The sequence below is a fragment of the Hahella sp. HNIBRBA332 genome (genome assembly GCF_030719035.1).
GTDB lineage: Bacteria > Pseudomonadota > Gammaproteobacteria > Pseudomonadales > Oleiphilaceae > Hahella.
The window spans coordinates 3,340,818-3,354,831 of record NZ_CP132203.1; the positions used below are offsets into that span (position 1 = coordinate 3,340,818).

13 protein-coding genes are annotated in these 14,014 nt (G+C 52.7%); 5 read left to right on the forward strand and 8 right to left on the reverse strand.

Annotated elements, in window-relative coordinates; genetic code table 11:
* The first annotated feature begins 15 nt into the window (after positions 1–15).
* Together O5O45_RS14725 and O5O45_RS14730 are read left to right on the forward strand one after the other, a co-directional pair.
* Complete coding sequence (locus O5O45_RS14725) at positions 16–294, forward strand: Cro/CI family transcriptional regulator (RefSeq protein WP_305905962.1); 279 nt, start codon at positions 16–18, stop codon at positions 292–294.
* Positions 295–315: 21 nt separating this feature from the next.
* Complete coding sequence (locus O5O45_RS14730; protein ID WP_305905963.1) at positions 316–543, forward strand: hypothetical protein; 228 nt, start codon at positions 316–318, stop codon at positions 541–543.
* An 84-nt stretch (positions 544–627) separates the two neighbouring features.
* On the opposite strand, the gene O5O45_RS14735 is transcribed toward O5O45_RS14730, so the two are convergent.
* The 3 genes from O5O45_RS14735 to O5O45_RS14745 all read right to left on the reverse strand — a co-directional run bounded on the left by O5O45_RS14735 (position 628) and on the right by O5O45_RS14745 (position 5,634).
* Positions 628–3,249, reverse strand: a complete 2,622-nt coding sequence (locus O5O45_RS14735; protein ID WP_305905964.1) for a reprolysin-like metallopeptidase — start codon at positions 3,247–3,249, stop codon at positions 628–630.
* Positions 3,250–3,330: 81 nt separating this feature from the next.
* Positions 3,331–3,903, reverse strand: coding sequence for a hypothetical protein (locus O5O45_RS14740; protein ID WP_305905965.1), 573 nt, complete (start codon positions 3,901–3,903; stop codon positions 3,331–3,333).
* Between the two features lie 330 nt (positions 3,904–4,233).
* Positions 4,234–5,634 carry an MATE family efflux transporter gene (locus tag O5O45_RS14745; protein ID WP_305905966.1) on the reverse strand — a complete coding sequence of 467 codons (1,401 nt, stop codon included), beginning with the start codon at positions 5,632–5,634 and terminating at the stop codon, positions 4,234–4,236.
* A gap of 242 nt (positions 5,635–5,876) precedes the next feature.
* On the opposite strand from O5O45_RS14745, the gene O5O45_RS14750 reads away from it, so the two are divergent.
* Both O5O45_RS14750 and dinB read left to right on the forward strand, forming a co-directional pair.
* Positions 5,877–6,833 (forward strand): LysR substrate-binding domain-containing protein, encoded by a 957-nt coding sequence (locus O5O45_RS14750; protein WP_305905967.1) that lies wholly within the window; start codon positions 5,877–5,879, stop codon positions 6,831–6,833.
* 105 nt (positions 6,834–6,938) lie between these two features.
* Positions 6,939–8,009: a DNA polymerase IV gene (gene dinB, locus O5O45_RS14755; protein ID WP_305905968.1), complete on the forward strand. Its 1,071-nt coding sequence runs from the start codon at positions 6,939–6,941 to the stop codon at positions 8,007–8,009.
* 53 nt (positions 8,010–8,062) lie between these two features.
* Here dinB and O5O45_RS14760 read toward each other — a convergent pair whose 3' ends face one another.
* The 5 genes from O5O45_RS14760 to O5O45_RS14780 all read right to left on the reverse strand — a co-directional run bounded on the left by O5O45_RS14760 (position 8,063) and on the right by O5O45_RS14780 (position 13,006).
* Positions 8,063–8,704 carry a hypothetical protein gene (locus tag O5O45_RS14760; protein ID WP_305905969.1) on the reverse strand — a complete coding sequence of 214 codons (642 nt, stop codon included), beginning with the start codon at positions 8,702–8,704 and terminating at the stop codon, positions 8,063–8,065.
* A gap of 174 nt (positions 8,705–8,878) precedes the next feature.
* A complete protein-coding gene (locus O5O45_RS14765) occupies positions 8,879–10,528 on the reverse strand; it encodes a methyl-accepting chemotaxis protein (RefSeq protein WP_305905970.1) in 1,650 nt (549 codons plus the stop codon).
* A 116-nt stretch (positions 10,529–10,644) separates the two neighbouring features.
* Positions 10,645–11,007, reverse strand: a complete 363-nt coding sequence (locus tag O5O45_RS14770; RefSeq protein WP_305905971.1) for a hypothetical protein — start codon at positions 11,005–11,007, stop codon at positions 10,645–10,647.
* Positions 11,008–11,057: 50 nt separating this feature from the next.
* Positions 11,058–11,999 (reverse strand): diacylglycerol kinase catalytic domain-containing protein, encoded by a 942-nt coding sequence (locus O5O45_RS14775; protein WP_305905972.1) that lies wholly within the window; start codon positions 11,997–11,999, stop codon positions 11,058–11,060.
* On the reverse strand, positions 11,996–13,006 hold the full coding sequence (locus O5O45_RS14780) for an SPFH domain-containing protein (RefSeq protein WP_305905973.1): 1,011 nt from the start codon (positions 13,004–13,006) through the stop codon (positions 11,996–11,998). The genes O5O45_RS14775 and O5O45_RS14780 overlap by 4 nt, the downstream gene beginning before the upstream one ends.
* Before the next feature lie 191 nt (positions 13,007–13,197).
* Between O5O45_RS14780 and O5O45_RS14785 the strand changes: the two genes are divergently transcribed.
* Positions 13,198–14,013 carry a substrate-binding periplasmic protein gene (locus O5O45_RS14785; RefSeq protein ID WP_305905974.1) on the forward strand — a complete coding sequence of 272 codons (816 nt, stop codon included), beginning with the start codon at positions 13,198–13,200 and terminating at the stop codon, positions 14,011–14,013.
* Position 14,014: the final 1 nt, after the last annotated feature.

The window sequence follows — 14,014 nt, forward strand, 5'->3', positions numbered from 1 at the left end:
TGTAAGGAGGCAGCTATGACGAAAGCGGAAGTACTTGCTTACTTCGGTTCGGTGGCGAACGTCGCCAAAACGTTAGGAATCACCACCCAGGCTGTTTATGAGTGGGGAGACTCGGTGCCTGAGCCGCGACAATGGCAATTACAGGTTCTGACCGACGGCGTTCTTAAGGTTTCATCGAAGCGAGGTGGACAAGGTAAATCATCCACTCAAACGCTAAAGAAAAATGTAAAGGTTGGACAGAAAGCCAAAAGCGACAAAACCGGCGATGCGGACAAAGTTACCAAGGGAATATAGAGGAATAGCAAAGGGAGGCCCATGCTGTTATTAAGCCTGACCGGAGCCATATTGATTATGACTGCATTGTGTTTGCTGTTCTTCATCAGAAATGCGAAAGCCTCGGAATTGCGGCTGCGCCTGATGAAAGAAAACTACGAAGCATTCAAGAAGCTCCCCAGCTATGAAGACATGCTTTACCGGTTTTGGATCCCCCTCATTCGATTTGAGGAAAAAGCGACTGGCGAAGAAAGGAAGGAGGAAAGTTGAACCCAGATTTATCGACCTGAGTCATCGACAGATGTATTTAAAGAAGGTGAGCATTGCGCTCACCTTCTTAACTTAAGACTGGCGTTATTTACGAGGAAATTTAAGCCGCAGCCAACCCAACGCCGCCAGCATCAACCAGACCGCACCGCCACCGCCGGAATCGCCACCGCCGGAATCGCCACCGCCGGAATCGCCACTACCTGAGTCGCCACTACCTGAGTCGCCACTACCTGAGTCGCTACCACCTGAGTCGCTACCACCTGAGTCGCTACCACCTGAGTCGCTACCACCTGAGTCGCTACCACCTGAGTCGCTACCACCTGAGTCGCCGCCAGCAGGCTCTTCATCATCATTAGATATCACGCCTGACGCAGTCGCCTGACTGACAATCCCAGAGGATGGATTGCTTATTGTCAGCGTGAAAGTCTCATCCGTCTCGAATGTCGTATCGCCAGAGACATTAACCGTAAACGTCTTACTGAACTCACCCGCCGCCAAGCTCACTGCTCCAGAAGGCAAGACGCCTCCGAAGTCTGTCGCGTTGGCTGGATTAGCTCCCGCCCCCGCTACATTGTAATCCACTGTCATGTCGACAATTGCGTACTGACGGGAAACTTGAAAGGTAAAAGCCGTCTGACCGCTATTCCCTTCAACTTGGTTCGCACTGACCGCGCTGACGGAAATATTGCCAGAGGTATTCACGGAAACCAGAGAGAAGTTCGCAGGGGAAATGCTAAAGAACACGTTGTCGCTACACTTCACCCGAATTCGTCCATTTGTGGTATCCGTGTTGGGAGCAACCACTCTCTCGAATCCATCGTTGGAGGCGCCGGCTTTAATTATCGTAGTAAACGTGGAGCCGCCATCTTTCGATAATTCGATATCCACCTGGCTGCAACTTACTGGGGCCAGATTTGTATTCGCTACATTCCAGGCCACATCCATCTGTTGTCCGCCGGTATATGATCCGGCGCCTGGAGCAGTTACCTTAAATGGGCCAGAGTCGCCATCAACCGTCAGCTTGACGTCATCCTGGTTTACACCGAAATCGCCAGAGCGAACGGTAACCCTGAAATTAAGATCGCGGTCGGTCGTAGGCAGGGTTTCCCCTAGAGAGCCGCTTAGATCACCAGAAAGAATTACGTCCAATTTGGGGAAGTAACGCGTAGGTGAAGTCGTTCCTTGAAAAGAACGGAACAAAGGACGCTGTCCATCATCGGTGGCCATTTCAACCGCATCCGAAGTTCCACCGCTATCACTTTTGTCTTGCTGCTCCCATGTGTAGGTTAATCCAGATAAATCGCCTGGATCAGTATCATTAGCCGTCGCAGTGAGCATGAAAGGTGTCTGGGCGGGAATCGTGTAATCTGGCCCTGCATTCACAGTGGGAATTGCATTCCCTGTATTGACCTGCGTTCCGCAGCTAGCCCCACTAACCGTCAGATGATTGTGGATTTGCTCCAGACTACCTCCGTTAAAGTAGTCGTCTGCATTATTCTGTATATTTTGAGGAGAACATAATCCCGAGTAAGACATTATCGTCGAACCAGACCCAACTTCCCATGCGCTGCTGGCTGAACGACGACCTCCGCCGCAATCACCACTAGTCGCATTGAAGGTGTGGCCTGCACCAAACTGGTGTCCAAGTTCATGGGCCAGCAAGTCCGACACAAAGTATTCAAAGCGGCCATCAGGGTTTCCAAGGCCAGTCCGCCCTTGCGCCTTATGAGTGCTGCTACAAACCACCCCGACATAGGCTAGCCCGCCCCCCACTTGATTGAGAAGATGACCAACATCGTAATCAGCAGTTCCTATAACGCTGTCAAGGTTGGACTGATTTTCCGGCAGCATGTTTGAGGAGCTAGAGTAAGGGTCTGTTGACGAATCTGTGTAAATAATGCTGTCGTTGTCCGCAACCAGCTGAAAACGAACCGCAACTTCCTTCTCGTATATCTGATTAAGGCGGTTAACGACAGAAACAATAAATGCCTGAGTTTCCGCTACAGAAGGATTGCTTGAGTCGCTACTAACTGATGCCGAGAACTCGCCAGTAGCAGCCATCGCCAGTCGATATACTTTATAGCTGTCGCCAAAACTTACTCGTTCCGCCAGCCCAGGCATTTCAAGAGACTTCAGATAACCATATTCATTACCGCTCTCTATGGAGTGGTCATGCTCCGCCGTATCGCACTGCAAAGGCTCTTTACTTGGCATGTCCTCTTTGAAAAAACCGCGATACTGGCTGGCGCTCTCTGTCTCGCTAAAGCTGGATTCCGGTTCAATCACCATCGTGGCTTCCGGGGTATTCACATAACCATGAAATCCACGCGGCGTTGTGTCGATACGCCCACTGACGCCTTTGTCCTCAACGCCAAATACTTTGTAGGTGCGCAGTTCTGGATACTTGGCCTCTAACTCTGGGGCCATGACAGGAGAGTAAAACGCTTCCAGCAGTAAAAAGCCGCCATCAGGTTTGGGGTAGTAAAACGGCAATCCTTCTAACGCTCCTTCAAGGGGGGCGTCTTGCAGATAGACTTTAAGGCGCTCAATATCCGCCGCTATTCCGCGATAGTGGAACGCCGACTCAGTCTGCGCCTGCGCTTTACCCGCCATGTCCAGCCACAATCCATCGGGAGACTGGGCATGGGAGACACTGGCGATAGCCAGCGCCAACTGCGACGCCACAAAAAATGCTGCTTTATTCATGCTCATCAACTCAAATACCTGATAATAATCTCTGACGCCTGTCCCCTGAGAAAGCAGGGGCTTTGGCTAGTTCACCGGCGGTTAAAACCAGCTCTTTATGGATCGCCACAACCGTGAGAAAAACCCAGGCTCCACCGTTTCTTCATGGCGCTCGACGCTATTCCCGGCTTTTTCCGGTATGAGCGCGCCTTCCGGCTCGATGGGTTTGGGGATGTATGGCAGATCCTGCTTGAAGAAAACCCGGTAGCGATCCTCCGTCTTCCTATCGGAAAACCGGCTTTCAGGCTCTATCAATACACTACGGCCATCCATGGTGAGAAAAGCCTTGAAGCCTGCATCGGTATAATCAATGCGACCTGACAAGGTGGGGATATCCACGCCATGAACTTTGTAAGTTCGGATATTGGGATACTTTTCAGCGAGCTCAGGCGCCATCACCGGAGAGTCATACGCTTCAACCGTGACAAAGCGCTGATCCGGCATCGGCAATGTCAAAGACAGGCCATCGGCGGTGCCTTGTTGGGGGGCGGCTCTGAGGTAGGCGCGTAGCTCCTCGCCTTTCAACACGACAGCAAAATACGGAAATTCTTGTGTTTTCTGCGTCTCCGCAATGGGCGACCAGAATGACGTCTCAGCACTTGCGGTCTGGGACATCAAAACGATTCCTCCAATCAATGCAAACTGCTGCGCTGACTTTATGGACTTGCGTAACTGCACTATACCCCCGAGAGAAACCGCGGTCAGTTGCGATCAAAAAACGAACACAACCAAGTTAATCCTCAATATATAAACGGATTCGGGGCGGACTACTATATAGTTTTTGTAAGAATGAGAAGGAAGACCGCCTCTAATCACAACAGGTCGCCGCACCTCAGACATGTCACGCTGAATCTAAAATTGACTCATGCTTAAAGAGGTGCGACAACCTATTGAATTTATAGGCAGTTTAATGGAAAAGAACGATTGACGCGCCGGCCATTTGGCTTAGTTGTGAGTTAATTGGGACTCAGTTGGCGCCGTTACAAAAGTACTGTTTTCTTTCCGTAATTCTCCTTTTAACGCTCGGTTCACCCGCCAGTTAAACAGTGTGGTAAGACATATTGCTGTAAACCCGAGACCCACGCCCAAGCCCATCCAGACACCGACTATTCCCCACTGACCTTTCAGCAGCCACGCCACAGGGAAGCCAACCAGCCAATATCCAACCACCGTAATCAGGGTCGGCGCCGCCCCCATACGCAAGGCCCTCAGGGCGGTCATCATGATGACCTGAGCGCCATCCACCACCTGGAAAACCGCCGCTACCGCAAGCAGGCTGACGCCTAGCGTCAACACGTCCTGATCCAAGGCCCCTTCTCCGCCAAGGGTAAAGAGACCAACGATCTGCTCAGGAAGTAACAGAAACACAAGCGCCGACACCAGGCAGAACAACCCGCCCAATGACAGACCCGTCCAGGCGTAACTCTTCAATTCTCCCATGCGACCTTCTCCGTAACATTGCCCTACACGGATAGAAGCGCCCTGAGCGAATCCAATATAGATATTGAAAGACATGGAAGCTGCCTGTAGGGCAATCTGATGCGCCGCCAACGCCACTGCACCCATGGCGCCCGCCAATAAGGTCGCAGCGGTGAACAGTCCCGCCTCCATCGTCCAGGCCAGCATGATCGGCAATCCCAGCGAATAGAACGGCTTGAAGTCCACCAAGCGGGTTTTGACTTTTGCCAGACCGCCCAGCACCGCACGGACTTCCGCATAACGGTTCAAGTCCAAGACAAGCATGACGCACATGAACACACACACCAATGCGGTTCCAATCGCGACGCCGGCAATGCCGAGTTCAGGGAAAAAGCGCCAGCCGGTCATCAGTGCATAACTTAATGGCACGTTCAGCGCCACTGCTGCAAAACTGATTCGCATGATGGAAGTGGTGCGTGACATGCCCGCAGCCAACCCCCGCAGCACCATGAATGTAAACGCCGGCAAACTGATCCAGGCGGCCTGCCCCAAGTATTGCGAAGCATACGCCACCGCCTGCGGCTCCTGGCCCATACTCAGCAACAGCGCAGGCGTCACTTTCATCGCCAGCGCCACCATGGCGGCGATCACCACGACGAGAATCAGGCCCGCCTTGACAATACGAATGATGTCCTGCCGCGCGCCGCGGCCAGTATGAAAAGCGACCTCATTGGCGACCGCTGCGAGCAAACCGCTGATCACCACCAATATGAAGTTGAATATCGCCGCGCCCAGCCCGGCGCCCGCCAACTCTTCCACTCCCAAAATCCCAAACATAACGGAATCGCAGAAAATCATGGCTGACTGCGCAACCTGGGCCGCTGATAACGGAAGGGATAATTTCAGAACTTCTCTTAACCTGCTCATTTTTCCTTGCTCACTCTTCGGCAACGTCTCACGACGAGCCTTCGCCACACACCTGTTAGTTAGTTTCACTCAATAAATTAAAACTGTCGCTCGGAATCCGCCTCCTGCAGGTCCGTATTCATTCCAAGCATGGCCAGTAAAAGAACGCCAGTCACAGCGTCTTAACAAAGCTGTTGCCTAAATTAGGTTGGAGCGGCAATATTCACAAGCGAAACATTCGCCGTTACACATGAGTTTTATTCATGCCAATCCGTCCCAGAAAATTACCACCGCTAAATGCGCTAAAAGCCTTTGAGGCCAGCGCCAGACTACTCAGCTTCTCTGTCGCTGCGCTCGAGCTGAACGTAACGCAAGGCGCAGTCAGCAAACAGGTAAAATTACTTGAGGAATATTTTGAGCAGCCTCTTTTCCTGCGGCGGGCGCGCCATATCAAATTAACGGAAGCCGGAGAAAAACTCTTTCACAGCCTGGGGGATATTTTTGATCAGTTGGTCAAAGCCTGTGACGCGGCGTCTTCCCATCAAAAAGATATTTTGCGCCTGCAAGTAACGCCTTCCCTCGCCGTTCGCTGGTTGTTCCCTCGCCTGCCTCAGTTGCAACGAGAACTCAAAGACGTCCAGCTGAAAATCACAACCATGTGGTTGTCGGCGGAGAAAGAGGCGGACCTGGATCTGGATCACTACGATATCGTATTGCATTGCGGACGCCGGCGGGATAACGGCTCAGCCAACCTGCTGCGGGAAGAGCAACTTGTACCAGTATGCCATCCCTCTTTGCTGAAGCAGCACGGGAATGACTGGGACCGCCTCATTCGCAACTTGCCGCTACTGCACCCTTCCGTCACTCATGAAGACTGGCGCAATTGGTTGACGAAAAATCCCGTGCCCGGCGTGGACCCGTCTTCAGGGCTGATATTCGATACCTTGGACATGCCGGTGACCGTCGCCATTCAGGGGCATGGCGTCGCGTTGGCGGACCCGCTGTTCATTATGGATGAATTGAAAAACGGCATCTTGACCACACCTCGCAATCATAGCCACGACAGCGGCTGGGGCTATTATTTTGTGCATCAGAAACTACGCGCTTCCGACCCCAGCATTCTTACATTCAAGCGCTGGCTGATTGCGGGTCTGCAGGAGGATATGGAGCGACTGGAAACGATCAGGCTGCTACCTTCCTTGACGCCTCTGAGCAAGTAGATTTAAAGCTCCGTTTCGTGGCGCGCATGGGCTGGTTCGCTCAGTCCTGAGGCGTTATCCTTGGACCATGTTAATCGCCGTTGAGGCCGCCTGCAGACAGGCTTTATGCGCAAAATCATCCACATTGACGCCGACTCATTCTACGCCTCCGTAGAGATTCGCGATAACCCCTCGCTGCGGCATCTGCCAGTAGCGGTGGGCGGCAGCCCTGACAAACGCGGCGTCATCGCCACCTGCAATTACAACGCTCGCGCATTTGGCGTCCGTTCCGCCATGTCTTCAGCAAAAGCCGTTCTGCTATGTCCTGATTTAGTGTTCATTCGTCCCCGCTTTGAGGTCTACCGCAGCGTATCCAAAGACATTCATAAAATATTTCGCGACTACACCGACCTGATTGAGCCTCTATCATTGGATGAAGCCTATCTGGACGTATCCGAATGCAACGCCTGCAAGGGCAGCGCTACACTCATCGCCGAAGAAATTCGCGCCCGCGTAAAACAAGACTTGCAGCTGACGGTATCGGCGGGGGTCGCCCCGAACAAGTTTTTGGCCAAAATAGCCAGCGACTGGAATAAGCCCGACGGCATCTTCGTCATCCGGCCGCAAGACATCAAAGACTTCATCCCCCAACTTTCCGTTCGCAAAATTAACGGCGTCGGTAAAGTGACCGCGGCGAAAATGGGGGCTTTAGGCATCACGACCTGCAGCGATTTACAGCAACTGTCCAAGGACGATCTGGAGCGCCATTTCGGCAGCTACGGCGAACGCCTCTACAACCTGTCACGGGGCGTGGACAACCGTCCCGTACAGACAGAGTGGGTGCGTAAATCCCTGTCCGTTGAGCACACCTACGACCACGACCTGCAAAATCTCGACGCTATTCTCGATCATTGCGAGCCTTTGTTCGAAGAGCTACTAGAGCGTTTCAATCGCATCAGTGACGCCTACCTGGTCAGCAAGCGCTTCGTCAAAGTCAAATTCGCCGACTTCACTCAGACCACCCTTGAAGAACTTCTACCGGGTTACAGCGGCCAATGGCGAAGTCTTCCCGACTACCTGCGCCTCATGAGCGCCGCCTGGGCGCGCCAGAAAAAACCTGTGCGTCTGTTGGGCATGGGAGTCAGACTGAAAGATCCTAAAAATAACAATATTGGGGAACAGCTATCGCTGTTTTGAGGCCCGCTTCTCATCGCATTCATAAAGTAAAACCTTGGCCAACACAATAATGTCTATTTACGGCGCTTTTGCATCCCCTCAACATTACCCAGCCAACCACCGGCGCAAATCAGCACAATATAGGTCCAGGGCGTAAACAGGATTATGTTACCGAGCAGGCGTCTCATCAGAGGAGGCCAGTTGTGGATGGCGTCATTTTCCATGACTTCAAACAGCAGCATGACGCAGGCGACGCCCAGTAGGGTGATGGAGGTCAGTTTGACCAGCGCATCGTGCAAGGGAGGCGTATTCTTCAGATAAGGATGAAACGCCCAATAGACGCATCCACCGCCAATCAGCGCGCCAACCGCGATGCCGGCCCACTTAAGCGTGACAGAGACTTCCATGGACGTTTCGCCCATGAACAAAGCAGTGGCCCATCCAAGAAATATTTTACCGCAGATTTCCAGCGCGCCTTGACCGCTCACCGTATGGAAACGCGCAATCCAGACGATAATCGCCAGGCTCAGCATCAGACTGGGCCCCAGGCGAAACAAGTGATAGTAAGTAAAGTCCCGTCCAATCGCGTCGTCGATCAAAAAACAGAATGCGCCGTTACTCACCCCAACGCTTAACGCCAATACCAGTGGCGAAAACAATAAGGATGTATGGGAGACGCCAGCCGCATATTTGAAACTGTGCAAGTGTAAGCCCATGCACTGCCCTCCATGTGAGCTTAACCCAACCTTTCTTTATTCTAATTATTGGTCCGACAAACTATGACGGCCTCTCATCGATCGTTACTCCCTGTCAGCTTGTCTGGCCCCTTACGAGATTGTATATCACGAATAGCGTCAATAAGTTATGCGCCGATTGTTTAAAAATGTTTCTCAAGCCACCTTGAAATTGGAAACCATTTCTTTCAACTGCGCCGCTCGGTTGCTGAGATTTTTGGAAGAATCGAACAATTTGCTTACTACCTGCTCGGTATCCCTAACTGCGTCCCGCACATGGGCGAGGTTAGCAGTCATCTCGCCAGCCACACTGCCCTGCTGCTCCGCCGCAGTAGCAATCTGCAGACTACGATTGGTGATTTCCCCCATTTCCGTCACGATGCCATCGAACATGTCTCCTGACTCGCCCACTTTGGAGGAACCTGTTTCCGCCACTTCAACGCTGGCGCCCATCAGTTCAACTGCGTCCTTAACCTGCTTCTTCAACGCCTCAATAGTGCCGTTTATTTCACCGGTGGCGTCTCGGGAGCGCATCGCCAGTTGCCTTACTTCATCCGCCACGACGGCGAAACCGCGTCCGCTTTCTCCCGCTCTCGCCGCCTCAATGGCGGCGTTAAGCGCCAGCAGGTTGGTCTGCTCGGCGATGCTTTCGATGCTGTCGGTGACAGAGGAGATGGTATCCACTTGATTGGCGATGTCCGTCACCGCCTTGGAGCAATTATCCAGATTGCGTGACAGGTTATTGATGACGTTAACCGCATCGCCCACCAACTCGTTGCCAGTGGACGCACGCTCGTTAGTAGCCTGGGTTGCGGCGGAAGTGGTGCTGGCGTGTTCCGCCACTTCTCTCACTGTCGCCGCCATCTGCTCCATGGCGGAGGACAACTGCTCAAGCTGAGAGGATTCATCGTCAATCGCTCGTTTAGCGGTCGCCATGCGGCTGGAAAGCTCTTTCGACTCATCTGACAGCGAACGGCTGATCTCCATCTGTTTTCCGATCAAATCCGCCAACGAACGCCGGGTGGATTCAATGGCGCGACTGATATGGGATACCTCATCGCGTCCGATACAGTCCAGATGAAAGGTCAGGTTACCCCGCGCCAGATTCTCCATCGCCGCCACCACTCTAGAAAAACTGCGCTGCATCGCATTAACGACGAAATGAGACGCTGCGAACATGACCACAAGAACGCCAATGCTGACCCAAACCAAGCGGGTCAGTGTTTCCTGATACAGCTCATCCGCATCGTCAAGGTATATCCCTGAAGCGATGATCCAGCCTTGTTCCGGCCAGGGCTCGATATAAGTAGTCTTATCGACCAGCTCCTCTTTTCCCGGCTTGCGCCATTGGTAGGTCACAAATCCAGACTTGCCGGCGCGAAACCATTGCGTCGCCACATCCCCAAAGCGCCCGCCTTCATTAAGGTCAATGTTAGGAACCGGCTCCCCCACCCATTCAGGTTTAGGGGGAAACGCGACAAACTTCTGGTCGACGGAAAAGGCGTAAACATAGCCGTCCAGGGACTCCCCCCAACGCAAACCGCCAAGCATCTCACGAATGTACTGATTCAATTCTTCCGGGTGTTTCGCCTTATACTGCTTCAGGTTATGAAGGGCCGCCTCCACCATGTTCATTGCGCTCTCGCGCAGGGCGTCACGTTGGGATTCACGGGTTAAACTGGCGTTATACCAGCTGGAAGCGATAAACATGATCATGATGACCACACTGAGTCCTAGAAATTTTTGTCTCAGGGTCAACTGGGCGAAGAAACGGTCAATAGCGGTGGCAGGATGCGCTTCCCTCATGAAATACTCCCTTTTCGCGGATGCTTGCGTCGCAAATCAGTTCAACGGGGCTTAGACTTTAAAAGTGTAGTCAAGATTTAGCCTTCCGCAGACAGTCCGCCTCAGGAAATTTTCATTCAGCCAAAATCCCCTTCACGCCAACCATGGAACCCCATGCAAAGCCCCTCTCCGTCCGGAGCCAGCTCACTTTCTTCCAGCATAACGCCCTCATCATCGCGAATACGTTGAATCAGAGCATATTCAGCCCGGTGTTTTTCATCAATTTCGTTAAGGAAAATCCCGTCCAGCAACTGCATCATGGCGTAAAGGGTTGCATCCACCGTCTCCTCCACTAACTCGCGGTCTCTGTCGCTCTCATACGATCGCATGCTATGTAACGCCTCTTTTCGAACTTTGTTGAACAAATGCTCGCCAAAGGCGTGAGACGCCGAAACTTTGCGACTATATTGCTCTTTCGGCCAGTTTTCATAAGGTTCCATTGGTCCTCTCCTTGTGCTTATAGACAACCGTTACGGCCCAAACCGTTTTATCAATGAACTATTGAACCATATCGTTGCGACAAACTGATGTTAACCACCGCGCCGCTATTGAACTCAATGGCGTCGCTGATCATACCGTCGCTGAAAATAACGCCGTTTTCCGGTACGCGGGATTTGATAGTCAGCGCCTCCCCGCCGGTAATTTCCCCATACACCAGTTCGGTTTGCGTCGTATTACTGGGGAAAGGTTCGCGAACGGAGAACAGTAGCTTTTGCGCGTCCCATGAGAGCGGCTGATAGGCGTCCGCGCTGTCGCCTTGCGCGCCGCGGGCTCGCGCTACGCCCAGGGAGCCGGCGATGACGCTGCGCATCCACCCGGTGGAACCGAGTCCTGTAGAGACGATCACACCGCTTGAGCTGTGCATTTCCGAAGACTCGCGAAAATCAATTTCGTAGCGTAACGAGGTATGGTTCTTCGGCCCGATGAAGAAGTCGTTCACAGCCACCATTGTCTGGCCATCGTTGAGGCTGGCTTCCGCCATGGATACCCGTTTGATCGGCCGTTTGGCTTTCAGCAGCTCCTTCAGCACCGCATCCAGGTCCGCTACTTGAAATGGCAGCAATACGCCATCGATGCGAGCTGGATCGGGGTTAACCGCCACGACGGGTTGGCCATGCAAATATTTCAGTGTATTCGCCACCAGCCCGTCTTGTCCGAGCACGACAACCACATCCTGAGCGCCGAAGATGAAATTGCTAAGGAAATCTCGATCAAGGGTCTGCACGCGTCCTATGCGTGACAACGTCGTCTCTGCGGCGGCCAATGATGCGCGATAGCTTTGATCCTCATGAATGTAGACATCAAAGTCTTCGCCGCGGCTCTCTATATAAAAGCGCGCCTGTTCTTCAGTGTTATGCCGCCAGGCCAGCTCTTCCAACCGCGTTCTGCGTTTCACCAGAATCAGCTTGGTTTCCGTAGCACGCTCGCTCATCGTTTTTTACCCAGTAACTCGCGCATCAGATCCGGGCTGATATTCAATTGACCAATCTTGTCAGCGCCGGTGGCCAACTGGCGGAAGGCCTGGGCGATCAGTTGTTCTGGATTCATCGAGCTGTTGGTGATCGCCTCCAGAATGCGGTTATCCACTTCCGCCATCGCCTTCATGCTGGCGGATATCGCATAGGCTTTGACATCCGCTTCTTTGCGGCTGTTTTCCGCGCTGACCGTCACCAGTTCTTTACGCTTGTTCTCCTGCTCTATTTCATTCTCCAATACTTCCCGCTGCAGCTCCTGGGTTTTACGTTGCACCGCCATACGGGCGTCCATTTCCGCTTCCTTGACCTGCTGCTTCTTCTGTTCGACGGAAATTTCCGTCTCCAGCTCGTTCTCCTTGATCTTACGCTCCTGCTCAATGGCTGCGTTGCGGCGTGTATAAGCCGCCTCGTCCGCATCCTTCATCATTTGCTCGCGCACTGTGGCTTCAAGCGCGCGGGCGGTTTCCGGGTTGGGCTTAATCGCCAGAATGGAAACATCCAGGATTTCCACCCCCAGTTTTTCCAGCACAGGAGCGGAGTCAAGTGCGGCGGCGAGTGTCCCGGCCAGCGTTTCCGAAGCCAGCAGGCTGTCTTTCAAGGACAGGCTCTGAATGCTGTTGCGAGTAATGGACTGCAGCAGATTGAGAATGCGCGCTGGCAGCTTCTTCGGCGCGTCCGAAACATAGGATTTGCCGTCATCAGCCAGGGTGAAGTTCATGGTCGCCGCCAGAATCTTGGGGCTTTTTACGCGATAGACCAACTGACCTTGCACGGTAACTTCCTGAAAGTCGCTGGTGCTTTCCTTGAAAATAAAAGGCAAGTCCGCCGAGCCAATGGGAATCGAAACCAGTGACGTCGTCGGCGCGAAATAGAAAAAGCCCAGGCCAGCGCCTTCCCGCTTAAGTTTGCCTTTGTTGAATTGCATGATGTAGGTGGTGGGTTCGGTTTTTATATATCTGAACATCTGAGACCTCTTCCTTAATTTCAAATAGTGGCTCAAAGCCACCATAGACAATTAAAGGCTCTGGGCCACTATTTGTCAACCCGTAATTTCCTCATACGCCGGAATGCCTTCCGGCCCGCTACTTTGTAGACTGATTCCGCATGCACTATCTTTAATACAGTGACTCTCATCGATAGAGACTTCAACTATACATGCGGCGCCGATTTACCCGGTTTGTACTTGCGCTGTTATGGCTGCTTATCGTTCAGGGCGTCTATGCGGCGGAGGCGGAGCTGTCCTTTGTGAGGATTTGCGACGACGCGGGAGAATGGCCACCCTATACGTTTTATCGAATGGAGAATGGTAAGAAGGAAATTGCCGGTTACGCCGTGGATGTGGCGCGGGAGATTTTGGAAAGCAACCATATCAAGTATTCCATTGAACTTCCTTCCTGGAAGCGCTGTTTGCTGGAAGTCAGAAAAGCGCGCCAATACGACATGCTGCTCAATGCGTCCTACACCGAGGAGCGCAGCAAACAATATCTGTATTCACTTCCCTACTACTGGACGCACCTTTACTTCTTCTACTTGCAGCAGCGTTTTCCCGAGGGCTTGGGCGAGGTAGAAAAAAACCTCCTGGACACTTACGTCATCGGCGGACTCTCTGGCTACAATTACACCTATCTGGAGCACCCGAACGAATCCATGGATACTGACTCCGTGACCTATGACCACCTGTTCCTGAAGTTGCGTAGCGGCAAGGTGGACCTGATTACCGCCGATTATGAAATCATGCTGGGTTTCGCCCATAAAGGTCTGGATTTGATCGCCACGCCGGGGATGCAATACACCCCGATTCCCAACTCTCCCCCGCAGGGCTATCACATGCTGTTTCCCCGCACTGAGGAGGGAGAATACCTTAAAGCGCTAATGGACGCAGGCATCGCAAAAATGCAAAAAGAAGGACGCTTACAAGAGATCCTGGACAGTTACATCAACCCGACCGAGCAGGTCACGAGCGATCCCTGAC

Excerpts from the sequence above, each read along its gene's own strand:
- O5O45_RS14780 (WP_305905973.1), bottom strand. The coding sequence starts at position 13,006 with ATGTTCAGATATATAAAAACCGAACCCACCACCTACATCATGCAATTC.
- dinB (WP_305905968.1), top strand. The coding sequence starts at position 6,939 with ATGCGCAAAATCATCCACATTGACGCCGACTCATTCTACGCCTCCGTA.
- O5O45_RS14765 (WP_305905970.1), bottom strand. The coding sequence starts at position 10,528 with ATGAGGGAAGCGCATCCTGCCACCGCTATTGACCGTTTCTTCGCCCAG.
- O5O45_RS14760 (WP_305905969.1), bottom strand. The coding sequence starts at position 8,704 with ATGGGCTTACACTTGCACAGTTTCAAATATGCGGCTGGCGTCTCCCAT.
- O5O45_RS14735 (WP_305905964.1), bottom strand. The coding sequence starts at position 3,249 with ATGAATAAAGCAGCATTTTTTGTGGCGTCGCAGTTGGCGCTGGCTATC.
- O5O45_RS14770 (WP_305905971.1), bottom strand. The coding sequence starts at position 11,007 with ATGGAACCTTATGAAAACTGGCCGAAAGAGCAATATAGTCGCAAAGTT.
- O5O45_RS14745 (WP_305905966.1), bottom strand. The coding sequence starts at position 5,634 with ATGAGCAGGTTAAGAGAAGTTCTGAAATTATCCCTTCCGTTATCAGCG.
- O5O45_RS14785 (WP_305905974.1), top strand. The coding sequence starts at position 13,198 with ATGCGGCGCCGATTTACCCGGTTTGTACTTGCGCTGTTATGGCTGCTT.
- O5O45_RS14775 (WP_305905972.1), bottom strand. The coding sequence starts at position 11,999 with ATGAGCGAGCGTGCTACGGAAACCAAGCTGATTCTGGTGAAACGCAGA.
- O5O45_RS14740 (WP_305905965.1), bottom strand. The coding sequence starts at position 3,903 with ATGTCCCAGACCGCAAGTGCTGAGACGTCATTCTGGTCGCCCATTGCG.
- O5O45_RS14730 (WP_305905963.1), top strand. The coding sequence starts at position 316 with ATGCTGTTATTAAGCCTGACCGGAGCCATATTGATTATGACTGCATTG.
- O5O45_RS14725 (WP_305905962.1), top strand. The coding sequence starts at position 16 with ATGACGAAAGCGGAAGTACTTGCTTACTTCGGTTCGGTGGCGAACGTC.
- O5O45_RS14750 (WP_305905967.1), top strand. The coding sequence starts at position 5,877 with ATGCCAATCCGTCCCAGAAAATTACCACCGCTAAATGCGCTAAAAGCC.